Consider the following 21,498-nt stretch of genomic DNA (forward strand, 5'->3'; position numbering starts at 1 on the left):
ATGACACGTTGGCTGGTAATCAGTGATAATCACGGCGACCGCGACATTTTGGTGAGTCTAAAGGCGGCGTTAAAACCGGATACCATTTTTCACTGTGGTGATTCGGAAATGACGGCCGATGACCCGTGGTTCAAGGATGCGTACGTGGTCCAGGGCAACATGGATTTTGATAGTCAACTGCCGTTGGTGCAAACGCCCACGGTGGATGGCTGTAAGGTCTTGTTGACGCACGGCCACTATGATGAGGTCCATTGGGATCTGACCAAGCTCAAGCTCCACGCGGATCAAGAGCAGGCCGACCTGGTCTTCTTTGGCCACACCCATGAGCTGGCGGCACAAGAGGCTGGGGGCCACGTCTTCGTGAACCCCGGTAGCATCAGTCAGCCACGGGGCGAATACCGGCAACTAGGCGGCACCTGCGCGCTGATTACCGTGACACCGACTGCGTGGGTCGTGCAGTATTATACCCGCGATGCCCAGCCCGTGCCAGATTTGAAATTTACGTTTACACGCAACCAGAAAGGATGACGTAACGTATGATTGACGCTGCTGTGGAGCAGTTACTGCTAGACGACCCCAAGAGTTACGTGATTCCAGCGGACGTGGTCGCCAATGTCACGGCGACCAACACGCTAGAGCATGCGCTATTGGTGCTCTCGAAGGTGGGCTACAGCCGGATTCCCGTGCTGGACGCCGATGACCACCTGCAAGGCATGATCTCGCTGGCGGCAATTACGGATAAATTGCTGCACGTTCCGGGCGCTGCGGTTGAACAGCTCAGCCAATATACGGTAGCTGATGCGATGTTACCCGTCGAGCATTGGGTCGATGATCCCAAGAAGCTCGAAACGATTTTGAACTATATGGTCGACGAGCCCTTTATTCCGTTGTTAAACGACCAAAACGTTTTTCAAGGGATTATCACGCGGCGAGAAATTTTAAAACGCGTGAATTACTTAGCGCATAACTTAGATAATCATTACACCGTGACGGCCTTGACTGATGAAGGTCAATTGTCGGAAAGTTAGGCCCTAACGGTGAGATGAGGAGGAATCCCTGGTGAAAGTAGTGCTTGGCATTTTAATCGGTATTTTGTGGCTCTTTACCATTGGGCTGGCCATCATGGCCGCCACTGGTGCGGGGAGCTACTGGTCGTTTTTGATTTTATTTGTGCTGGTCATGTTCAGCACCATCGACTGGTGGCGGCTCGACCGCTAACTGTGGTTACTGCTAGGCAACATGGGCGATACCGCCGCCTTACCGTTCGCTAGCTAGGCGTCGGTACGCGGTGGGCGCCGGTCCAAGCCAAAGGGCGGTCTTGAACCTCAACTTGGAGCCGGTAACCCGCGTCTCCAAGTTGTCAGTTTCCTAAGCGCCATGAACCGTGCCGCTAAGGAAACTCCCACGGCTGAACGCCTAGCTAGCGAACTCTCGGCTACAGAGATGCTGGTCAGCAACGTGGCAGTGAGCCTAAGCCCACGGTAGTGTCCGTTGTACCAGAACCATTGTGTGGGTGCCCGTTTCGGCCATGTGGCGGATATAGACGCGATTTTTGGCTCGGTCCACCAACCCCTATTTGGCGAACGGTAGGCGGGCAATTTCCAGTATGACGCGGTCAAAAACTAATCCTAGCGCCATGAATCGCATGGTAACCATGATTCTAGCCAATTTGTGGTTTTCAACCATCAGTTAAACATGAAGCAAAAAGTGATCACCACCCGGATTGGGCAGTGATCACTTTTTTACTGGTTTATTTGTTAGTGAGCGGCGCGTGAGTCGGCAGGGTGATGCCGGCCTCGCGGATGGCCTTGAGGTAGGCCGTCAGGAAGGTGGCCTGGAGCTTGAACTGACTGCCGTTTTTGGCGACGAGATTGACCTGATAGACCAATTCACCCGTTGGCAGGGTCACGACACCGGTAATGATCGGTTCGCTGATGACGCTCGGGTGCTCTGGCAACAGGCGGGCGTTGGTCGCGTGAATGATCGCCGGTAGCTGTTCCACGGGTGTGGTGGAGGCGATGGGGATGTTGATGGTCGCGTGCATATCGTTGCGCGACCGGTTGGCCACGATGGTGATATTGCGGTTGGGGATGAAGTTGACCGTGCCATCGGCCGACGTGACTTGTGTGGTGCGCAGGCCCATGGCGGACACTGTGCCCTCAATTAGCCCAATTTTGACCGTATCGCCGACGTCAAATTGTTGTTCTAGCAAAATGGAAATCCCGGTGACCAGGTCGCTGACGAAGCCTTGGGCACCCAGCCCTAAAGCCAGACTGAAGATTCCGGCCCCAGCGACCAGCGTGCCAATGGGTACTCCCAAAGTCGACAGCATGGCGTAGGCCCAAAAGAAGATGACGGTGTAATGAAAGAGGTTCATCGTCAACATGCTGATGGTTTGGAGCCGATTGTTGGCGCCATCCTTGGGCGTCAGGTAGCGTTTGAAACTGCGATTCAAGATCCAGCGACCAACCACGTTGATGACCAGAAATAGAATCGTTAAAAATAGCAGACTGAGAAACCGACTGGTAATCAGGTGAAGTACCTTTTCCCAATCAAATGATTTTAAGTAGTGTTGCAGCCATTTGGAAGAGGTGGCTGAAGTGGTGATTAGGTCCGTCACGAGACGAGCCTCCTTTGCAAAATAGGGTCGCCGCCAATTGGGAATCCGCGGCGCCGTAACCCTTATTTTACTAGTCTTGTCAAAGAAAACCAATTAGAATCGGGGTATTAATTGCGTGTAAGCGCTGAGAATGCTATTCTATTGGTAAGTAACGAGCACAAGGAGGGGTTGTCATGACCGGTGGACAAGTAGCGGGCCTGATTGCAGCGATTGCGTTTCTAATCTTGGTTCTCTTCATTGGCATGTTCTTAGTAAAAATGAATAAAACGTTGAGTGAGGTCAATCGCTCAATGAAGACGATGACGTCGGATGTGGATGTCATCAGTCACCAGGCCGAAGATATTATGGCCAATGCCAACGAGCTGTTGGAGGACGTGAATAAGAAGGTGGCGACGATTGATCCGGTATTTCAAGCCGCCGCTGATCTGGGCGAGAGTGTTTCTGATTTGAACACCGCGACCCGCAAACTGACCGACCGCGTGGGAGAGACCGCTAAGACCACAGCCAAGACATCGCTGGCTGCTCGCGTGGGCAAGACCGCGTTTGATTTGTACAAGAACCGGAAGACGAAAGACTAAGTGATTCACGGAAAGGAAGTCATGAAGATGGCAAAACACAAATTATTAGCAGGACTGGTACTGGGTGGCGTGGCCTACGCGGCTTATCACACGCTAGATTTGGAACAACGTGAAGCGTTGAAGGATGCCGCTCGTGACCGGTACAATGCGTTCAAGGATCGTGCAGTGGATTACGCGTTTTACGCGGCAGATGCCGCCGACGACTTCAAGGCCGCTTTAGACGACCGCTTGGCGGGCAAGAGTGATGCCCCGGCTTGGCAAGATGCCAGCCAGGATGACACGGCTGACGACGCTGATGATGACATCGTGTTAAGCAGCAATGACGTTAGTGACCTGCCTAACGAAGACGCCGACACGGACACAACGGATGCGGCTGCCGACGCCACTGATGAAGCAGCGAACGACGAAAAGCCCGCTACCGACGAACCATCAGCGGACAAACCAGTTTAAACAAGTTCTCACAAGTCACGGCCCCGGCTGTGGCTTTTTTTCTGCCCTTGGACTGGGGTGCTTGTGTCTGGTGCGGCGGTAGGGCCGAGACCGCCCTTGGGCTCGACCCGGCGCCCTCAGCAATTCAACTCAGATCTAGTGAACGGTAAGGCGGTCAGTAAAAAGATAAAGACAATAAAAAGGCCTGAGACCAATATCTCAGACCCTTATGCGTTCAACTTTAAATGATTGACTGAAGATTGAAAGTAAAATTAACGCGCTGATTGCCGTAACGACGGTGTTCTGACGAAACTAGTCGCCTACGTCAGGCTAGGGTGGGACCTGTTCTAAAGAACGGTTCCACCCTGGCTGCCTCCGGCAAGGTTGACGTTTATCAGCAACATTGCGTTAATGAAAGGCTAGGCGTCAATGCAACTACTATCTAGGGTTAAGACGACTGTTGCTGGTAAGCTCTGCCTTAGCCGAGAGTTCGCCAAATATGGGTTCAGCCGTGGGAGTTGTCTTAGCGGCGCGGTTCATGCCGCTTAGACAACTGGCGTCTTTGAGACGTGTTTTCCGGCTCAAAGCGAGGCGTCGAGACCGTTCTTTGGCTCGACCCGTCCGCCCCAGCGTTCCAACCCATATTTGGCGAACGGTAGGCGACCAGTTCGCATCATGTGGCTGTAAACGACTATTTTTAACGCCATGAGTCGCATGCTAACAGTATTTCCAGCTTTACAACCTTCAGTGACCGAAACATGTGCCAAAAGGCAGTTGGGTGAGCGTTAACCCACGTAAGTCAGTTCCTTAGGTGTATGGGTGAATGGCAGACTGCCGTTTTCCGTGACGTGGACACAGTCTTCAATCCGGACACCGGCCACACCAGGGATGTAGATACCTGGTTCGATAGAGAAGCACATGCCTGGTTCTAAGACCAGGTCGTTGCCCGCCATGATGGATGGGAATTCGTGATCACTCATGCCCATGCCGTGGCCTAAGCGGTGAATGAAGTATTCGCCGTAGCCGGCCTTGGTGATGATATCGCGGGCAATCTTGTCGAGTTCGGCAGCGGTCAAGCCAGGCTTAACGGCGGCTTGGGCCGTTAATTGGGCTTCCAGACAAACGTCGTAGATTTCCTTTTCCTTGGCCGTAGGGGTCCCTAGGGCTACCGTCCGCGATGCGTCAGAAATGTAACCATCGTATACGGTCCCCAGGTCAAACAGGACCAATTCGTTGTTTTCGAATTTCGTGGCGTTGGTGGCACCGTGAGGTTCAGCGGCGTGCGCCCCGGCTTGGACCAAACTGCCGAAGGACATTTCCATAATGCCTTCCTTCATTAAAGCGTATTGCAGTTCGGCGACGGCAGATTGTTCCGTCTTGCCGGCTTTAACCGCCGCAAAGCCGTGTTCAAAGGCGAAATCGTCCCATTTGCCGGCGATTTCTAGCTTCTTGATTTCTTCGGGCGACTTGATTAGGCGCATGTGTTCAATGAAGCTGGTGATGTCCAGGTCGAAATGGGGGTCGCTGAATTGTGCGGCCAACGCTTCCATCCGGGCCACTGGTAGCTGACCCTTTTCCAAAGCGATGTGGGTGGGGTCCACGTGGCGTTGCTTCACTTGATCCGCAATCATCGCCCAAGGGTTTTCGTGGTCTAGGTAGCCAATGACTGGGAATTGCCAGCCGGTTTCTTTAATGACTTCGACTTCCAAGGCGGGTGCAAAGATGAACGGGTCTTGGTCCGGGAAGATGACGAGTGCCAGTACCCGCTCGATCGGGTCGCTCCCAAAGCCAGTTAAGTACTGGATCGTTTTGGGATTGCTGAGATAAGTCATGCTGGCGTGGTGCTGTGCTGTCCATTGCTGAATCTGTTCGAGTTTAGTCATTCAATCACCCCTTTAAAAGATGTGTTAATTATAGCATAGCGCTACTTAGATTCCGAGGGCGGAAACCATCGGGATTTTCACGAAGACCGCCGAAAATTTTCGAATTAAATTTTATCACCTGACCACTCAGCCCATTTTCTGTAAATGGCTTAACAACGCGCTTAAAGTGACCTATAGTAAACCATGTCCACCACGAAGGTTGCACCATATGGAGAGATGTGCCTTGAAAATTCAATGAAATTAAGGTATTCTTTGATTTGAAAGCGTTTTCAATGTTGCGTCCCTGATTGACTTTCTGTATACTGGTCAAGTTGCTTGAAAACGAATGAAAACAAATCAAAACACGGAAGAAAGGGCTATCGCTATGGAAAAACAAACTGTAACAATTTACGATGTGGCTCGCGAAGCAGCGGTTTCCATGGCCACCGTTTCACGGGTGGTCAATGGGAATCCTAATGTTAAGCCAGCGACACGCAAGAAAGTTTTAGAGGTCATTGACCGGCTGGACTATCGGCCAAACGCTGTTGCTCGGGGACTGGCAAGTAAGAAGACGACGACTGTGGGAGTTATTATCCCCGACGTTACCAATATCTACTTCTCATCGCTCGCTCGGGGGATCGATGATATTGCGATGATGTACAAGTACAACATCATTTTAACCAACTCCGATGAAAACGGCGGCAAGGAAGTTCAAGTCTTGAACACCTTGATGGCCAAGCAAGTCGACGGTATCATTTTCATGGGCAACCAAGTTACCGACGAATTGCGCGAAGAATTCAAGCGCTCTAAGGCACCAGTCGTCTTGGCCGGCTCCGTGGATTCGGAAAAGGCGCAACCTAGCGTCAACATCGATTACGTGGCGGCGGTTGCGGAAGCCGTGAAGAACCTGATCGACCATGGCAACCAAAAGATTGCCTTCGTCTCCGGGCCCATGGATGAAGCCATCAACCACGATTATCGGTTGAAAGGGTACAAGAAGGCCTTGAAAGACGCCGGGATCCCTTACGACGACAAGCTGGTCTTTGAAACAGATTACACTTACAAGGCTGGTCAATCCTTGGAACCTGCCTTGAGTGCGGTGGGCGCTACCGCGGCCTTTGTCGGCGACGATGAATTGGCCGCTGGGGTCATGAACGGCTTGACCGACGCTGGGGTGGACGTTCCGGGTGAATTTGAAGTCATCACCAGCAACGACACCAAGCTGACCGAACTGGTTCGGCCTAAGATGAGTTCCATCACGCAACCCCTCTATGATATTGGGGCCGTGGCCATGCGCTTGTTGACCAAGCTCATGAATAACGAAACAGTTGAAGAGAACACCGTCATCTTGCCTTACGGGTTAATGAAGCGGAGTTCGACGAAATAGGGTCTTTGACAAAGGTTTTGGACGTGGTGCCAAAACCTTTTTGTTTGTCGTTAAGCTGGGGTTGACCGCCTGTTGGCCCACGCTTTGCTGCAAAACATAAATTTTTCTCTGTTTAACGTAGACTTAATCTAAGTGAAACTCAGATGTGCTACAATAATAAGCAAATTATATTGGGTAACGGGAGGTGGTTCTTATGAGTGAAAATAGTCGGATGGCGCGCTATCACGCCAATGAAGAACCGGCACCGCAACAACAATCGGCCCCACCAGCGACGGGCTATCAACGGCGGCCAGCATTGGCGCGGTGGGTCGCGTTTCTCATCTTACTGCTGACGGTCACGGTCGGTCTGCGCGTGACGGTCTTCAACGCGACCTACACGGCGGGAGTCGTTTCCCGGTCGAGCTTTGGTGAGAAGATCATCAATCGGTTGAACGATGACCTGCAAAACCTCGGTGTCGCGGGTGCGCCCATCACATCGAGCATTGCCCAGCCGTATTTAGCGGTCGGGGTGGCGCAACTGTACGGGGACACGACGAGTGCGAGCGTGGATACGTCGGAGCTGACCACAGCGGTGAGCAGCCAGGCGCAGGCGATGGGGGTCACGGCTTCTAGCAAGTTGATTGCTAGCATGGCGACAACGGCCCAAAAACGGGCGAAGGCGGCGTTTAACACGTCGGCTATGTCCCAAGCTGCTGTGCAGGTTCAACGGGCTAGAAAGCTGAATTTTTGGGTCATGCTGGCGGCACTCATGCTGATGGTCGTCACCTTCTTCTACGCGCTGAGCGTGCGCCACGTTTTTGCCAGCCTCGGGCCGGGATTGGCGCTCGGCGGTCTCTTGACCGGGCTGGTCGGCTTGGCCGGTTACTTTGGCTTACCACTGGTGTTGAGCGGCAATAGTCAAGCCGTCAATCAGTTGCTCACGACGATTGGTCGCAGCGGTCTGGGCGTGGTCATGTTCGCCGGCGTTGCCGAAGTGGTCGTCGGCCTGCTGGTGTTACTAGGGCACCACACGTTTCGCCAGGAAAATTAAGGATGAATGAGTTCGGGACAGATGTCTCGGGCTTTTTTGTTTAAAGAGAAATGCTATTTTTTTCTTAAGGATGCTCACCTGGGGTTATCAAATTCTCTTGAATTTCGTTAGTAGAGATATAGGGGCAGTCAAATAACCGGCTATTAAAACAGTCAACTTTTGAAATGTTTTTGTCATATTATCTTGCAATTAGTTTAAGGGAGGCGCAATATAAGAAATGTAATAATTCGATTTTATTGGGATACTGATGATTAGAAAGAATTGGCGATCAGGCTGATGCGTGCGGGGATAGTCGTGAATCAAGGGATGTCACGGATGAATTCATGTGAATAAAAGAGCAATATCAATTGACCCCATCTAGGCAAATTCGTGAGGGTGGTCGTATCAGTAAATTCAGTGAACTATCAGTCAATTGTCGGTTACCAGGGGATCAGTGTCTATATTCGGTAGGGGTGGGGAAATGAAGAATACAAGTAAATTAGTTCTTGCATTGACGCTGGGGTTATTCGTTGCTGGCTGTTCGAGCGAAAGTAAGCCAGCCGTAGCAAGCAGCTCCAGTGATAAGCCGGTTCAGTCAGCTAAGACTAGTAGCGTGAAGAAAGCGTTGCCGGTTGGAGAGATTATTTCTACCAAAACCAATAATCCCAACATCGCTTATAAGATGGCAAATAAACGGGTGAAGTTTTATCGTAGTTTAAGGGAGTTTGGGACTAAAGGCGGTGTATATGCCGATTACATTAGTGAGAAGGGTGATACTATTGGAATTGACAAGATTATCACAACGACTAAGGGCGTTTATTATCATGTCGTTAGGTATACAGTAAGTGAAGCTCACGGCTTTGAGGGCAAGAAAAAGCCGGATTCTTTGGGATACGTTGGCGGTCAGGCTCTTCGGCCGTTCAAGACGATTAAGTCCGAATGGACGTACGCGCATAAGCAGCCATACTACGTCGCCGACCCAAATAGTCATCGAATTTGGAACCGGCCGGCGTATACGGAAGCGTATACTTACATCACTCACGTCTTCGATCGGTTGACCACCCAGCAGTTGTATGCGACCAAGGAACTGATTACGCATAAAAATTTGCATTATGTGTACTTAGAAACCGCAAAGGGACGAAAGTTAGGCTGGGTCTATAAGGCTCGGCATACACTTATTGCGGGAAAGTACCGTGATCCAGGGGAACAACTATTGAAGTTGAAGAAACACGAACATCTTGTCACCAAGGTTCAAAGTAAGAAATCAACGAAGAATCGGGTTGGTGTCAATGATAGCTTATCGTTACAACAACGCGCTTATCTGGTTAAGAACCGGAAAAATCAAATTGTTAGAGTGCTGATTATCAGTATGGACAATCGCCCCATCAAGATTTACTTCCGTAACGGAAGAGCGGTTAAGGTAAAGACGTACAAGTATCGGCGAACGTTATGGAGATCGACAACCAACAAGAAAAAATTACGGAGTAAGTATTTGGTACAGCACGTGGGTTCTTACTTAAGCGTTGATGCCACTCGAAGTTTGTTCTACTCAATCAAAAATAAAAAATTGGTTAGAGTCGAAACGTTAGGCTTTGATGGTTATGGGTATGTTGTTGTCTATCGGAATGGCCATGTAAAGTTTGTTACAGGTGGTGAAGGAGACAGTATTACTTACTCAATTAATGATTATAAGTAGATGAATTTATTGTCGATCGACAGTTGATTTCTTAACTGGGACGAGGGGATGGTAGGATGCAGAAGAAGACAATCGTGGCTTTGGTAGCGTTAGGCATCATTGTTGGTGGCTGTGCCAATAGTGCGTCACAGGGGAAAAGGGTGTCTGCTAGTAGTTCAAAAAGTACGCCAAGTAAGCAGCGCTCAGTAACTAAGACTTCGGCTAAGGCATCGCCAGTTGGTAAGGTCATTTCGACAGAGAAAATGGATTGGGCTATAAGTGAATAATTATGAGTCTCGTCGTTCAGCGTAATTGGCTGGATGGCGGGACTTTTTGTCTTACGGTCAAAGTTAGGAGCCCCTAGCCAACGCTTAAGGCCAAAAAGGTAGATTTCCTTGCAAAATGCAATGATTGACCCCCTAGACAATTAGTTAACTTTGAATTCCATTAAAATAGTTAACTTTTTTTGCAATTACGATTGACCCTATCCAAACTAAGTTATAGAATTACTTGTAAATAAATTTATCGTGTGAACAGCCAGGTAGTGTAAATAAAGCAGACTGACAAACGGTTGGCGGTTTAGTAAGGCTTAGCGACTAACATGGTTTCATAAATGGCGGTTAGTTGCACCGATAAATTGGACCGCTAAAATACAAGTTGAGGGATTGTGAAGCCAATCATTTAGTTGACGATAAATGGGCTTGGGGGACAATGGACCCCAATTGTGAGAGGGGCAAGCAATGATGCAAACGAAGCAACATTACAAGATGTACAAGGATGGCAAACACTGGGTTTTCGCGGCCATTACGGTCGTGGCCGTTGGGTTGGGAACCGCAGTCGGACAGGATATGTCGGCTCATGCGGACACGGCACCAAGCAATGACAGTGCCAGCCAAACTACCACCAATTCTAGTGCGACGGCGGGGACCACAACCGTCCTGAAAACTTCACAGACAAGTGGGAACGGTTCCAACACGACAACTGATACTGACAAATCGACTGATACGACTGAAAATACGACGGACAAGACGGATACGACCGATACCACGACCGACGATTCGTCGACGTCCAGTGACAATGTAAACGACGGAACGAATCAGGATGCCGATGCCAGCGCTGGTAACGATACGGATTCGCCTGCTGATACGGATACCGATACGAACACTGATACCGACACCGACACTGACACTGACACCAACCCTGAGACCAATACCGAGACGGCACAACCCACAGCGGATCCAGACGCGGATACCACGCCAGCACCCGCAGCGGACGACACCCCTTCTGACGCAACACCGAACGCTGACCCAACGACACCGGCAGATGCAGCTAACGTGGAACCGGTGAACGAGGAGGCGTTACTGGATGACGTGCCGCTAACCACTGGTGACGGCACTGATGACACTGACACTCCGGTGACAGCCACGGCGCCTCTGGCCGCCCCGATGATGGCCAGTGCTGCGGTAACGCCGGTAACGGATCAGAGCAACTTTGACATTACGTATGACGCGACCACGTTAACGGCGACCATCAATGGGGTATTGAGTCAGGCGACCAGTGACACATTGGTGATCCCGTCGACCGTCACCGGCGCTGATGGCAACACGTATCAGGTCACCGCGATTGCGCCAGGGGCCTTTGCATCTTCTGTAGACCGCAACAAAAACGTTACGACCGTTATCATCGGCGATGGCATTACCACCATCGGGGCCAACGCGTTTGCTTACCTGGGCAACTTACAGGTGGTTGACCTCAGCGAAAACCATACCTTGACGACGATTGGGGACAATGCCTTCGTCAGTGATGGCTTGACCTCACTGACACTGCCGACCACCGTGACGACGATTGGCAATGGCGCCTTTGAATACAATAGTCAGCTCACGCAAGCTAACCTGGGGGAAACGCAACTCCAAAGCATTGGCGACATGGCATTTCTGGGGACCGATTTGACCTCCCTGGCCTTACCGTCAACGCTACAGACGATTGGTACTGCGGCGTTTAAGTATAACAGCAACTTAGCGACCATCGACTTCAGTCAAGCGACGCAGCTCCAAAGCATCGGCGACATGGCATTTGCTAACGATGCCAGCCTGACGACCCTGTCGATTCCAACATTAACGACCATGGGCACGGCGGCCTTCGCTGGCGCAACCAGCCTGACCAGTGTGACGTTGGGCGACGGCGTGAAGCAGGTCGGCGACTACGCCTTTTCCACGTATGCGGACGGCGATAGCATGATTGCGGGCGACACGGCGCTGACCAGCGTTACGTTTGGCAACGGGCTGACCAGCATCGGCAACTACGCCTTCACCTACGATGGCAAAATCACCACGTTGGACCTACCGGCGAGCCTGCAGAGTATCGGCGACTATGCCTTTGGCGCCATGACCAGCAAAGATGCCGATGGCAACACGATTTCTGGGCTGACCACGGTCACCTTTGCGCCTGACAGTCAGCTGCAGACGATTGGCAACGCGGCGTTTATTTACGATTCTTACCTGACCAACATGACCCTACCGGCCAGCTTGGAAACGATTGGCGACCAGGCTTTTCTGGCCAACACGGCGTTGACGACGATCAACTTGCCAGCCAGCTTGACCACGGTCGGGGCCAACGCGTTTACCTACGATACGGCTCTTCAAACCATTGACACCACGCAGGCCACCGCCCTGACGACCATTAAGAGTGGGGCCTTCGAATACGCGGGTCTGACCGGGACCTTGACGTTGCCGGAAAATCTGGTGACGATCGGTGACCTGGCCTTTGCTGGGAACAATTTGACCACGTTAGCTGTCAGTGCGGATACGCAGTTAGCCACGATTGGAGCCAGCGCGTTTGCCTATAACGGTTTGACGGGTCAACTGGATCTGACCCCCACGGCGGTGACCACGATTGGCAAACAGGCCTTCTTTGGGAATCAGCTCAGTGGCGTGTTCGTGCCTGCTACGACAACGGTGGGGAAGAGTGCCTTTGATTACAACCGATTGACGACGGTCTCGTTGCCGGGGGGCCAGGCCAACCTGGCGCAGAACCAAACGGCGACGATTTTTACCAGTACCGCCCAGCTCAAGTCAATTGACGATTTATTTGAGACGGCCGTGGGCAAGTTGACCAATGACGACCTGGTCTTGACGAATTTGAGCAACGGCGTCACCTACCAGAATGGCCAGTTCACCATTCCCGCCGACACGGCTGGTTTCTCCTTTAATTGGACACTGACGGATACCACCGGAGCGACCTACACCGGGGTCTACCAAGTCGTCTTAAACGACCCACACATCAAGGTGGCCAACTCGACCGTTTGGTACGGGGATGGCTGGCAGCCGACGGATAACGTGGTGAGCGCGGAAATGACGGACGGTACGCCAATCGACCCGGCTGACTTGACGGTCAAGATCACCGATGCCAACGGCAATCCCGTCACGGCCGACAATGTGACTCAGGTTGCGGGCACATACAGCGTGACCTACAGCTACGGCGATGGCAATTCGGCGACCGCCATCGTCACGGTCGTCAAACGCGAAGCCACCTACACGCTGACGGGGTACTCTGAGGTGACCTACACAGGGAGCGATCCTGTCGTGGACCCATCTCAATACCAAGTCATCTTGTCCGACGGTTTCGTTTACACCTTGAAGGCCGGTGACTTGATTGTGGCGCCGACCGCTGCGGCCAACGCCTCACAAACGGCAGAGGGCTTGACAGCGGCTGCCTTGCCAAATGTCGGGACCTACCAAGTTATCTTGAATCCGGACACGATTGCGCGGCTCCAGGCTGAGGTGCCCGCCAGCAGTTACTTTGACTGGACGGATTTGGGCTCTGATGCGACCCTAGACATTGTGCCGGCAGCCCTGACGGTGACGGTCGCTGATGCCAGCAAGGATGCCGGTGAAGCGGACCCTACGCCAGTAGTGACGATTGTGGGGGCCGACGATCAGGCCGTCAGTGATTCAGGATTGACCGTGACCCGGGTGGCCGGTGAAACCGCGGGGACTTATGCCTATCAATTAGATACGAGTGCGTTGAATGCCAACTACAAGGTCGGGACCGCCAATTTGGGCAAGTTGACCATCAACTCGGTAGACCCCACGTTGACCGGGAGCGACTACACCATGACGGCGGGCGGCAAGACGCCAACTGCGGCGGACTTCCAGGCAAGTGCGACGGATACCAATGCCCAAGCGGTACCCGTCACGGACATTACGGTGGACCTGAGTCAGGCGGATACCACGAAGGCCGGGGATTACCCCGTGACGCTGAGCTATGGTGGCGTCACCCAAACCGTAACCCTCCACGTGGTTGCGGCCAATACCGGGGATGGCGGCAATACCACCGATCCCACGGACCCAACTGACCCGACTGACCCGACTGACCCTTCAACGCCGGACGTGACGAATCCGACCGATCCGGAAAAGCCGACCAAGCCAGTCACCCCAACTAAACCCACGACCCCGGGCAATGAGGTTCATGACATCATCAGTGACCGGGCCGTGCAAAAGGATGGGGCCGGCGCGACGATTGCTATTGTGGCCAAGCATAGTGCGCAGACCACACTGGACCGCCACAACAACGGCATCGGCGCGACGATTCAAGCGGATCCAGCTGCGGCGGTTCACACGGCAGGGGCGGCAGCCAAAATCGTTACAGCAACCCCAGCATCAGCCGTAACCGCTGAACAATCTCAGCCGGACGCCACGGGAACATCCGCTGCTCAACAGACTGAGTTACCGCAGACCAACGAACACACGTCCGCGGGCTGGGCGATCTTAGGCCTGCTGTTAGGGAGTCTGGGAGTGACCGGTTTCCGCAAGCGGCGGCATGAATAAGCAGTTGCTCTGCCAGGTGAGACCTGGTTAAAAAGCGTTAGTTTAAAGGCGTAGTGCTAGTCACGATTGGTGGCTGAGACTACGCCTTTTGGCTTGCGGTTGTTTGTTGGCGTACGGTTCAGCCATGAGGCTACTTTGAGACACGTTTCTTGGCATAAGGCTCGCACCGCCTTCAGCGTGCCAACCTCTATCTGGCGAACGGTAGGTCCTACCGTAGAGCGATTAATTAAGCACAAAAAAGGAGCCTGGGGCAAAACCTCCCAGGCTCCTTTCGATTTACCTTTACGTAGCTGAAACGTGCGCCAAAAGGCAGCCGGCGAGCATTAAACCTGATAACCAAACAATCCAAGCCCGGGATTATTCGGTTATCAGCCTTAATGCTCGCCGGCTAATCGCCTTTTGTCCCACTCTCGTTCAATGTGCAGGTTACATTAAAATCTTAGACAAGAAGTCTTTGGCCCGATCGGTTTGCGGATTACTGAAGAATTCGTCGGGCGTGTTGTTTTCTTGGACGTAGCCATCGGCCATGAACCAAACGCGGTCGGCCACGGACTTGGCAAAGCCCATTTCGTGGGTGACGACGACCATGGTCATCCCTTGCTTGGCGAGTTCTTGCATGACGTTGAGCACTTCGCCGACCATTTCAGGGTCTAAGGCAGAGGTCGGTTCATCGAACAGCATGACCTGAGGATCCATGGCCAAGGCCCGCGCAATGGCGACCCGTTGTGCCTGACCACCGGAAAGGCTGGTGGGGAAGGCGTCGGCGTGGTCATCTAAGTTGACTTGCTTTAAGAGCTCGTGGGCCTGCTTGGTGGCCGCGGCATCGTCGACGTGCTTGACCTTCATGGGTGCCAGCTTGATGTTTTCCAGTACCGTCATGTTGGGGAAGAGGTTGAAGCCTTGAAAGACCATCCCCATTTGTTCCCGCAGCTCGTTGACCCGTTTGTCATCCAGCGTGGTCAGATTCTCACCGGCGAAGTCAACTTCACCGCTGGTGGGGTGTTCTAACAGGTTCAAGCAACGCAGGAAGGTCGACTTCCCACCACCAGAAGGGCCAATGACGACAATGACTTGCCCGGGATTGACTTGTTCCGTGATATCTTTTAACACTTGGTTGTCGCCAAAGCTCTTGGCGAGATTTTTAACCTCAATAATGGGTTTAGTCATGTTGCATTTTCCTTTCGAAGTAGTTCAGTAGACGAGACGCCGTGAAGGTCAAGACGAAGTAAATGACCATGATGACGGCGATCGGCGCCACGCCCCGATAAGTGTCAGACCGCACAATGTTGCTTTGGAAGATCAGTTCGGAGACCCCAATGATGGAGACGATGGAACTGTCTTTGATCAGGGTGATAAATTCATTCCCCAGTGACGGCCAGATGTTCTTCAAGGCTTGGGGTAAGACCACGTAACGCATGGTAGTGCCACTGGACATCCCCAGGCTCCGTGCGGCTTCGGTTTGGCCGTCGTCCACGGAGTTGATTCCACCCCGAATGTATTCGGCGATGTAGGCCCCGGAGTTCAAGGAGATGGCGATGATCCCGGAGGCCAGGGCTGGTAGATTGACGATGAGGCCTAAGCCAAAGTAAACGAACATGACTTGGACCATCATTGGCGTGCCCCGGATAAATTCAACGTAGGCCGTGGCTAACCACCGGAGCGCCGTCTTGAAGACGCCACCGCGGGCCATCCGGGCCAAAGACAAGAGCACCCCTAAGATGAAACCGAAGAATACGGAGCAGACCGTGATGATCAGGGTGTATTCAACCCCGGTCAAGAAGGCTTTCCAGTAGTGTAACATGCTGGTATTCACCGTGTTGGTCTTTAAGTATTTCCCAGCAGCGGGCAGATAGGTTTTGTTGACCAGGTTCTGTCGCTTGATCTGGTCGACGGACTTGTTGGCGGCCTGGACCAATGATGTGGAGCCCTTGGCAAAGGCGGCGGCTGCGCTGGTATCCGAAGCACTTAAGTCAAAATTGCTGGGGATGGCGGCCAGTTCCTTGTTGTTGGCCACGTAAGCTTGGGCGGATGGCTTTTCCATGGCGACCCCTTGGATCTTGTGGCTTTGTAGCGCCAAGATCAGGTCGGACACGGAGGTCATCCCTTTGACGGTCGTGCCACTGGTTTGCTTTTTGGATTCGTTGTACATGGTCGACCCGGTCTGGGCGCCGATGGTTTTGCCCACGAAGGAATCCTTATCCTTATAAATGCCCTTGTCACTCTTGTTGATGACGATGCTGTAACCACCTTGGTAGTAGGTGTGGGTGAAGGAAACATTCTTCCGCCGCGCTGGCGTAGGGTTCATCCCGGAGATGACCATGTCGACCTTACCCGTTTGGAGGGCGACTAATAAGGAATCAAACGACATGGATTTGACCACGAGCTTGACGCCTAAGTCCTTGGCAATCTTTTGACCGACGGCGACATCCATCCCGACGATCTTGGTCTTGCCATGGACCGTGGCTTGAAATTCATACGGCGGGTAATCGGGCGAGGTCCCCATGACCAGCGTCCCTTTCTTTTGAACCTTGGCAAGTGAGTTGTCACTGGCGGCACTGGCCGTCGTGGTGGTCAGAGTACTTACGCCCATGACCAGCGTCAACATCAGAGCAAGGAATAAGACCAATCTCTTTTTCATATAAAAGCTCCTCAATATTTTTATTGTTGCCCTTGATTATAGCCGGTTTCGTTTATTTATACAAGATTTATTTTGAAAAACCAGTTTTTATGCATTAATTATTCGATTATTCAGGTAAAAATGCCCGTTTTAAAGCAAAGTGGGGTGTATTTTATACATTTTTTGTTGAATACAGAATAAATGGGCAAGACAATTGAATGCCGCGGGAGTAAGTGCTAATATGAACAGTGTCTGTTTTATACGGAACGGATATCTAATAAAATTTTAGAAAAGAGGAGTTACGATGTCAGGACATTCTAAATGGCATAACATCCAGGGCCGGAAAAATGCTCAGGATGCAAAACGTGGAAAAATCTTCCAAAAAATCTCACGTGATTTGTACCAAGCTGCAAAAGCAGGTGGTCCTGATCCCGACGGTAACCCTCAACTTCGTTTGGAAATGGACAAGGCGCGGGCAGCGAACATGCCTAAGGAAAACATCAAGCGGGCTTTAGACAAGGCCTCTGGTGTTGGTGGCGCCAAGTTCGAAGAAATCACCTACGAAGGCTACGGTCCAGCCGGGACAGCGATCATGGTTGCTGCCTTAACGGATAACAAGAACCGGACGGCTGCGGCTGTGCGTTCTGCCTTCACGCACCACGGTGGCTCACTCGGTGCGGCGGGTTCCGTTTCATACATGTTTGATCGTAAGGGCTACATTGTCATCTTACGTGACGGCTTGGATACGGATGAAGATACGATGTTGATGGATGCGTTAGACGCCGGGGCGGACGACATGGAAACCACGGACGAAGAATTCAAGATCTACACGGATCCTTCGAGCGAAATTGCCGTACGGGACGCCTTACAAGACAAGGGCTACAAGCTCGACACGGCCGAAGTGCGGATGTTCCCACAAAACACGACTGAAGTACCAGAAGCCAAGGCTTCCCAGTACCAAGGTCTGATCGACGAATTGGAAAATAACGACGATGTTTCCGATATCTATGAAGCAGCCGTTTTGCCAGAAAACGTTGAAGACTAGCTTGACGAAAGAAGATTCCTGCGGGGGTCTTCTTTTTTTTGCCAAAAATAAAAAATTCTGCGGGGTTTTTACGGAGTTAACTTAAAGCGCCCAAATGAGGAGGAGACCCATGCAGACTTTGATCGACGAACTGCTGGCCGCGGCGGTGGGCCGAACGGCTAGTGACATCTACATTTTACCGCAGGCCGATAGCTACCAGATTCGCTTGCGGCACGCGACGGGACTGGTGGCTTGGCAAACGTTGCCCGCAGACCGCGGCCGTCAGGTAATCAGCTATTTTAAATTTCACGCGAACATGACGGTCAGTGAGAATCGGCGACCACAAGTCGGGGCCATGACCTGGCCGGGTCCACCGCCCATTGAGTTGCGGTTCTCCACGGTCGGAGATTTCGCCAACCGTGAATCGCTGGTGATTCGGCTGATCTACCCGTATGCCTTAACGACTAACGCGTATTTGGTGCCCAAACAACAGGCCCAACTGCAGGCATTGGCCAGTCACCGGGGGCTGGTGTTGCTCGCGGGGCCCACAGGAGCGGGGAAGACCACGACGCTGTATCACGTAGCCAGTCAGTTGAATGCCAATGCGGTCGTGTTGACCGTGGAGGACCCGGTTGAAATCAAGGAGCCACGGTTCATGCAGCTTCAGGTCAATCCGGCGGCGGGGATGACCTATGCGGCCTTGATCAAGGTAGGGTTGCGTCATCGCCCAGACGTCTTTATCATCGGCGAGATTCGCGATGCCGCCACGGCTCAAGCGGCGATTCGCGCGGCGTTAAGCGGCCACTTGGTCTTGAGTACGGTCCACGCCCAGCATGCGGCGGGCGCCATCAGTCGCCTCCAGGACCTGGGGATTGCGACCAGCCAGCTGCGCCAGGTCTTGACTGCCAGCTGTTATCAGCGACTCTTACCGCGAGTGGCGGCCGGTCCCGCGGTCTTATTGGATATGTTACACGGCACAGACTTGTGGACGACCACAAGCATGACGGAAGGGTGGCAAAAACATCTTGATGAAGCAGTTCGTACCAATCAAATCTCACTGGCAACGGCGCAACGGTTCCAGTTCGGGTAGGTGGCCGTTGTCCACGCAGGCCCGGTTTTGCCAGTTACTGGCGGATCAACTGGCCAGTGGCTTTTCGCTGCAACAAGCGGTGACCTTCTTGCGGACCGTGGCCGGTCGGTTTCCAGCGGACTTGGCCGCCATTGAGACGGGGTTGCAAAACGGCGAGCCACTAGTCGAGTTGGTGGCGCCCTATTTGCAGGCCAACGTGTGCTTTCAGTTGCGGTTGACGACGACCTATGGGGACCTGGGTCCATCCTTGGCGGAGGCGGCCGGGTTCTTGCGTTTACTGGCGACGCAACGCCAAAAGTTTCGGCAATTGTTGGCGTATCCGGTGGGCCTATTTTTAGGGATGATCGGGTTGTTTGCGACCCTCAAGCTGGGTATCTTGCCACAGCTACAACAGGGATTGGCCCCCAGTGCGCCGCTGAGTACCGGTTGGCAACGGTATCTGTGGGGCGGGGGTGTCGGCCTGGGCGTGCTTGGCTTGGTGCTCGCCGGCAAATGGTGGTGCCGTCAGCCCAGTCTGCGATTGGCCAGCCTGTACCTACAAGTGCCGGTGGTGGGCCCCATTTTGCGGGCCTATTATGGTTATTACCTGACGGCCAATCTGAGCCAATTGGTGCGCAGCGGCCTGAGCGTCAAGCAGATGCTGGCAGTCTTGCGACAATTACCGCAACGCGCCTTGCTGTACCAGCTGGCCGGGGTGTTGACGCAGCAACTGACGGTGGGGCAGTCTCCGGTCGGCTGGTTGCGCCAACAGCCCTTTATTCCCGGTCAGGTCGTGGTGTTTCTCAGTAAGGGTAGCACGCCGCCGCAACTGGCCCGCGAGCTGCACGCCTTTAGTCAGCTGCAGTACCGGGAGCTGGTTCGTCGCTTGGAACGGGCTTTGGCCCTGGTACAGCCGATCTTGTTGGGCATCGTGGCGCTGTTGATCGTGGGCGCCTATCTCAGCCTATTGTTGCCGATGTATCAAGACTTACAGGGGGTCTATCATGACTAAACGACGCCAGGGGTTCACCCTAGTTGAAATGACGATTGTCCTATTTATTATTTCCTTATTGATTCTCGTGATCTTACCCAACCTCAACAACCAACGTCAGCGGGCCAGTAAGATTCACGGCCATGCAATGGTCACGGTGGTCCAAGGCCAGGTGACGGCCTACTTGGAGGACCATCCCGGCCACCACCTGGTGGACTATGCGGCGCTAACCAAGGAAAAATACCTGACGGCGGACCAGGCCAAACGCGCCCAGGAGGAACACATCAAGATCGTCGACGACCGGGCCGTGACCGATGAGAAATAGGCACGGCTTCACGCTGGTCGAAACGCTGCTGGTCTTGGTCATCGTGACCGGACTGACCACCCTGGTGAGCTTTGAAGGCACGCCCCATCGAGCCTTGATGGTAGAACGCGCCTTTTGGCCGGCCTGGCAGCGGATGTGGACGGCAGGACGACAATACGCGTTGCATCACCACGAGCCACTGACGGCTGAGGTTCAGTCCCAACGCGGGCAAGTGCTCTTGACCACCCAGACGGACCGGGTGGTGGGGCGGTTGCGAATCCCACCGACCTTGCACCTACAAGGCGACAGTGGCCGTTGGCCCATCTACTTGTCGGGGGCGACCAAGGCCCAAACGCTGCGGTGGTACAGCTCGGCGAATCATCAAGTGCTCAAACAAACCTTTCAGTTAGGAGGCGCACTCTTTTATGTGGCACCAGAAAACGCGTAACCACCGGCAGGGCTGGGTCTTGCCCGACGCCCTGTTAGCCGTGAGCGTTGTGGCGACCAGTGTCATGCTGGCTCAGGGCTTCTTACAAACGACGCACCGCTTGGAACACCAACGACAGGTCCAGCTACAACGAGTCCGGCGCCAGCACGATGATGCCTTGAAGCGCTGGTTGGCGGCGCAATGAGGCCGCGCCAGGGCTTTACCCTGATTGAAGCGGTGTTGGCCTTGATGATTGCCGCGGGGATGTTCGTGTTGGTGAGTGGCCTCAACCGGGCCTTTTTACGCCCCATCGAACGCGACCCCATCGCCTGGTATCAGGTCGTGCGGGCCCTCGAGCAAGATGGGCGTTACCGGTTGGTCCGAACCAGCGATGACGTCTTAGTGGTCCGCGACCAGCGCGATGACCATGAGGCCGTGCTCAGAGTCGACGCTCGCGGGACCCTTAAGATCACCAACGCCCATCAGCGGGGCTATTATCCACTACTGCGGCACGTGACGGCGATCCATTGGCAGACCCTTAAGTTAGGAGTGGTTAGATTAGAACTCAAGCAAGCCGGGCTCCCGGCCCAAACCACGCTGGTCGATCTGCGCGGCATCAGGGGTTCTTGACCCTGTGGGCGCTATTTTTCCTGATGAGTGTGAGTTTGTTCATTAGTGTG

21 protein-coding genes are annotated in these 21,498 nt (G+C 53.2%); 17 read left to right on the forward strand and 4 right to left on the reverse strand.

Annotation, left to right across the window (positions count from 1 at the left end):
- From EGT51_RS05200 to EGT51_RS12915, 3 genes are read left to right on the forward strand one after another with little or no spacing between them, the layout of a single operon-like run.
- On the forward strand, positions 1-528 hold the full coding sequence (locus tag EGT51_RS05200) for a YfcE family phosphodiesterase (protein WP_135367703.1): 528 nt from the start codon (positions 1-3) through the stop codon (positions 526-528).
- Positions 529-536: 8 nt separating this feature from the next.
- On the forward strand, positions 537-1,028 hold the full coding sequence (gene cbpB, locus EGT51_RS05205; RefSeq protein ID WP_135367704.1) for a cyclic-di-AMP-binding protein CbpB: 492 nt from the start codon (positions 537-539) through the stop codon (positions 1,026-1,028).
- A 31-nt stretch (positions 1,029-1,059) separates the two neighbouring features.
- Complete coding sequence (locus EGT51_RS12915; protein WP_164505636.1) at positions 1,060-1,218, forward strand: hypothetical protein; 159 nt, start codon at positions 1,060-1,062, stop codon at positions 1,216-1,218.
- Between the two features lie 532 nt (positions 1,219-1,750).
- On the opposite strand, the gene EGT51_RS05210 is transcribed toward EGT51_RS12915, so the two are convergent.
- Positions 1,751-2,620 carry a mechanosensitive ion channel family protein gene (locus tag EGT51_RS05210; protein ID WP_135367705.1) on the reverse strand — a complete coding sequence of 290 codons (870 nt, stop codon included), beginning with the start codon at positions 2,618-2,620 and terminating at the stop codon, positions 1,751-1,753.
- Between the two features lie 173 nt (positions 2,621-2,793).
- On the opposite strand from EGT51_RS05210, the gene EGT51_RS05215 reads away from it, so the two are divergent.
- Positions 2,794-3,198: a DUF948 domain-containing protein gene (locus EGT51_RS05215; RefSeq protein ID WP_135367706.1), complete on the forward strand. Its 405-nt coding sequence runs from the start codon at positions 2,794-2,796 to the stop codon at positions 3,196-3,198.
- Between the two features lie 27 nt (positions 3,199-3,225).
- Entirely contained in the window at positions 3,226-3,648 is a 423-nt protein-coding gene (locus EGT51_RS05220) for a hypothetical protein (RefSeq protein ID WP_135367707.1), read from the forward strand.
- Between the two features lie 764 nt (positions 3,649-4,412).
- On the opposite strand, the gene EGT51_RS05225 is transcribed toward EGT51_RS05220, so the two are convergent.
- Entirely contained in the window at positions 4,413-5,510 is a 1,098-nt protein-coding gene (locus tag EGT51_RS05225; RefSeq protein WP_135367708.1) for a M24 family metallopeptidase, read from the reverse strand.
- A 364-nt stretch (positions 5,511-5,874) separates the two neighbouring features.
- Here EGT51_RS05225 and ccpA point away from each other — a divergent pair, with 364 nt between their 5' ends.
- From ccpA to EGT51_RS05250, 5 genes are all read left to right on the forward strand, one after another.
- Positions 5,875-6,876: a catabolite control protein A gene (gene ccpA / locus EGT51_RS05230; RefSeq protein WP_135367709.1), complete on the forward strand. Its 1,002-nt coding sequence runs from the start codon at positions 5,875-5,877 to the stop codon at positions 6,874-6,876.
- A gap of 193 nt (positions 6,877-7,069) precedes the next feature.
- Positions 7,070-7,906, forward strand: coding sequence for a hypothetical protein (locus EGT51_RS05235; RefSeq protein ID WP_135367710.1), 837 nt, complete (start codon positions 7,070-7,072; stop codon positions 7,904-7,906).
- A 460-nt stretch (positions 7,907-8,366) separates the two neighbouring features.
- Positions 8,367-9,581, forward strand: a complete 1,215-nt coding sequence (locus EGT51_RS05240; RefSeq protein WP_135367711.1) for a hypothetical protein — start codon at positions 8,367-8,369, stop codon at positions 9,579-9,581.
- A gap of 56 nt (positions 9,582-9,637) precedes the next feature.
- Positions 9,638-9,847: a hypothetical protein gene (locus EGT51_RS05245; protein ID WP_135367712.1), complete on the forward strand. Its 210-nt coding sequence runs from the start codon at positions 9,638-9,640 to the stop codon at positions 9,845-9,847.
- Between the two features lie 453 nt (positions 9,848-10,300).
- Complete coding sequence (locus EGT51_RS05250) at positions 10,301-14,386, forward strand: leucine-rich repeat protein (RefSeq protein WP_135367713.1); 4,086 nt, start codon at positions 10,301-10,303, stop codon at positions 14,384-14,386.
- Positions 14,387-14,812: 426 nt separating this feature from the next.
- Here EGT51_RS05250 and EGT51_RS05255 read toward each other — a convergent pair whose 3' ends face one another.
- On the reverse strand, positions 14,813-15,553 hold the full coding sequence (locus tag EGT51_RS05255) for an amino acid ABC transporter ATP-binding protein (RefSeq protein WP_135367714.1): 741 nt from the start codon (positions 15,551-15,553) through the stop codon (positions 14,813-14,815).
- Complete coding sequence (locus tag EGT51_RS05260; protein ID WP_135367715.1) at positions 15,546-17,024, reverse strand: ABC transporter substrate-binding protein/permease; 1,479 nt, start codon at positions 17,022-17,024, stop codon at positions 15,546-15,548. Before EGT51_RS05260 ends, EGT51_RS05255 begins: the two co-directional genes overlap by 8 nt.
- A 283-nt stretch (positions 17,025-17,307) precedes the next feature.
- Here EGT51_RS05260 and EGT51_RS05265 point away from each other — a divergent pair, with 283 nt between their 5' ends.
- The 7 genes from EGT51_RS05265 (at position 17,308) to EGT51_RS05295 (ending at position 21,448) form a co-directional block, all read left to right on the forward strand.
- Positions 17,308-18,048, forward strand: coding sequence for a YebC/PmpR family DNA-binding transcriptional regulator (locus tag EGT51_RS05265; protein WP_135367716.1), 741 nt, complete (start codon positions 17,308-17,310; stop codon positions 18,046-18,048).
- A 109-nt stretch (positions 18,049-18,157) separates the two neighbouring features.
- Entirely contained in the window at positions 18,158-19,117 is a 960-nt protein-coding gene (gene comGA, locus EGT51_RS05270; protein ID WP_135367717.1) for a competence type IV pilus ATPase ComGA, read from the forward strand.
- Complete coding sequence (locus tag EGT51_RS05275) at positions 19,056-20,108, forward strand: type II secretion system F family protein (RefSeq protein ID WP_225428684.1); 1,053 nt, start codon at positions 19,056-19,058, stop codon at positions 20,106-20,108. Before comGA ends, EGT51_RS05275 begins: the two co-directional genes overlap by 62 nt.
- Complete coding sequence (gene comGC / locus EGT51_RS05280) at positions 20,101-20,412, forward strand: competence type IV pilus major pilin ComGC (RefSeq protein WP_135367718.1); 312 nt, start codon at positions 20,101-20,103, stop codon at positions 20,410-20,412. Before EGT51_RS05275 ends, comGC begins: the two co-directional genes overlap by 8 nt.
- On the forward strand, positions 20,402-20,839 hold the full coding sequence (locus EGT51_RS05285) for a type II secretion system protein (RefSeq protein ID WP_135367719.1): 438 nt from the start codon (positions 20,402-20,404) through the stop codon (positions 20,837-20,839). The genes comGC and EGT51_RS05285 overlap by 11 nt, the downstream gene beginning before the upstream one ends.
- On the forward strand, positions 20,817-21,023 hold the full coding sequence (locus tag EGT51_RS05290; protein WP_135367720.1) for a hypothetical protein: 207 nt from the start codon (positions 20,817-20,819) through the stop codon (positions 21,021-21,023). The genes EGT51_RS05285 and EGT51_RS05290 overlap by 23 nt, the downstream gene beginning before the upstream one ends.
- A complete protein-coding gene (locus EGT51_RS05295; RefSeq protein ID WP_135367721.1) occupies positions 21,020-21,448 on the forward strand; it encodes a prepilin-type N-terminal cleavage/methylation domain-containing protein in 429 nt (142 codons plus the stop codon). The genes EGT51_RS05290 and EGT51_RS05295 overlap by 4 nt, the downstream gene beginning before the upstream one ends.
- Positions 21,449-21,498 lie beyond the last annotated feature (50 nt).

Source organism: Levilactobacillus suantsaiihabitans (assembly GCF_004745505.1).
GTDB classification, from domain to species: Bacteria; Bacillota; Bacilli; order Lactobacillales; family Lactobacillaceae; genus Levilactobacillus; species Levilactobacillus suantsaiihabitans.

Bases quoted from the DNA above. Each gene is read 5' to 3' on its own strand.
- EGT51_RS05200 (WP_135367703.1), top strand. From the start codon at position 1: ATGACACGTTGGCTGGTAATCAGTGATAATCACGGCGACCGCGACATT.
- cbpB (WP_135367704.1), top strand. From the start codon at position 537: ATGATTGACGCTGCTGTGGAGCAGTTACTGCTAGACGACCCCAAGAGT.
- EGT51_RS05245 (WP_135367712.1), top strand. From the start codon at position 9,638: ATGCAGAAGAAGACAATCGTGGCTTTGGTAGCGTTAGGCATCATTGTT.
- EGT51_RS05275 (WP_225428684.1), top strand. From the start codon at position 19,056: ATGAAGCAGTTCGTACCAATCAAATCTCACTGGCAACGGCGCAACGGT.
- ccpA (WP_135367709.1), top strand. From the start codon at position 5,875: ATGGAAAAACAAACTGTAACAATTTACGATGTGGCTCGCGAAGCAGCG.
- EGT51_RS05260 (WP_135367715.1), bottom strand. From the start codon at position 17,024: ATGAAAAAGAGATTGGTCTTATTCCTTGCTCTGATGTTGACGCTGGTC.
- EGT51_RS05250 (WP_135367713.1), top strand. From the start codon at position 10,301: ATGATGCAAACGAAGCAACATTACAAGATGTACAAGGATGGCAAACAC.
- EGT51_RS05285 (WP_135367719.1), top strand. From the start codon at position 20,402: ATGAGAAATAGGCACGGCTTCACGCTGGTCGAAACGCTGCTGGTCTTG.
- EGT51_RS05240 (WP_135367711.1), top strand. From the start codon at position 8,367: ATGAAGAATACAAGTAAATTAGTTCTTGCATTGACGCTGGGGTTATTC.
- EGT51_RS05255 (WP_135367714.1), bottom strand. From the start codon at position 15,553: ATGACTAAACCCATTATTGAGGTTAAAAATCTCGCCAAGAGCTTTGGC.
- EGT51_RS05235 (WP_135367710.1), top strand. From the start codon at position 7,070: ATGAGTGAAAATAGTCGGATGGCGCGCTATCACGCCAATGAAGAACCG.
- EGT51_RS05220 (WP_135367707.1), top strand. From the start codon at position 3,226: ATGGCAAAACACAAATTATTAGCAGGACTGGTACTGGGTGGCGTGGCC.
- comGC (WP_135367718.1), top strand. From the start codon at position 20,101: ATGACTAAACGACGCCAGGGGTTCACCCTAGTTGAAATGACGATTGTC.
- EGT51_RS05215 (WP_135367706.1), top strand. From the start codon at position 2,794: ATGACCGGTGGACAAGTAGCGGGCCTGATTGCAGCGATTGCGTTTCTA.
- EGT51_RS05295 (WP_135367721.1), top strand. From the start codon at position 21,020: ATGAGGCCGCGCCAGGGCTTTACCCTGATTGAAGCGGTGTTGGCCTTG.
- comGA (WP_135367717.1), top strand. From the start codon at position 18,158: ATGCAGACTTTGATCGACGAACTGCTGGCCGCGGCGGTGGGCCGAACG.
- EGT51_RS05265 (WP_135367716.1), top strand. From the start codon at position 17,308: ATGTCAGGACATTCTAAATGGCATAACATCCAGGGCCGGAAAAATGCT.
- EGT51_RS05225 (WP_135367708.1), bottom strand. From the start codon at position 5,510: ATGACTAAACTCGAACAGATTCAGCAATGGACAGCACAGCACCACGCC.
- EGT51_RS05290 (WP_135367720.1), top strand. From the start codon at position 20,817: ATGTGGCACCAGAAAACGCGTAACCACCGGCAGGGCTGGGTCTTGCCC.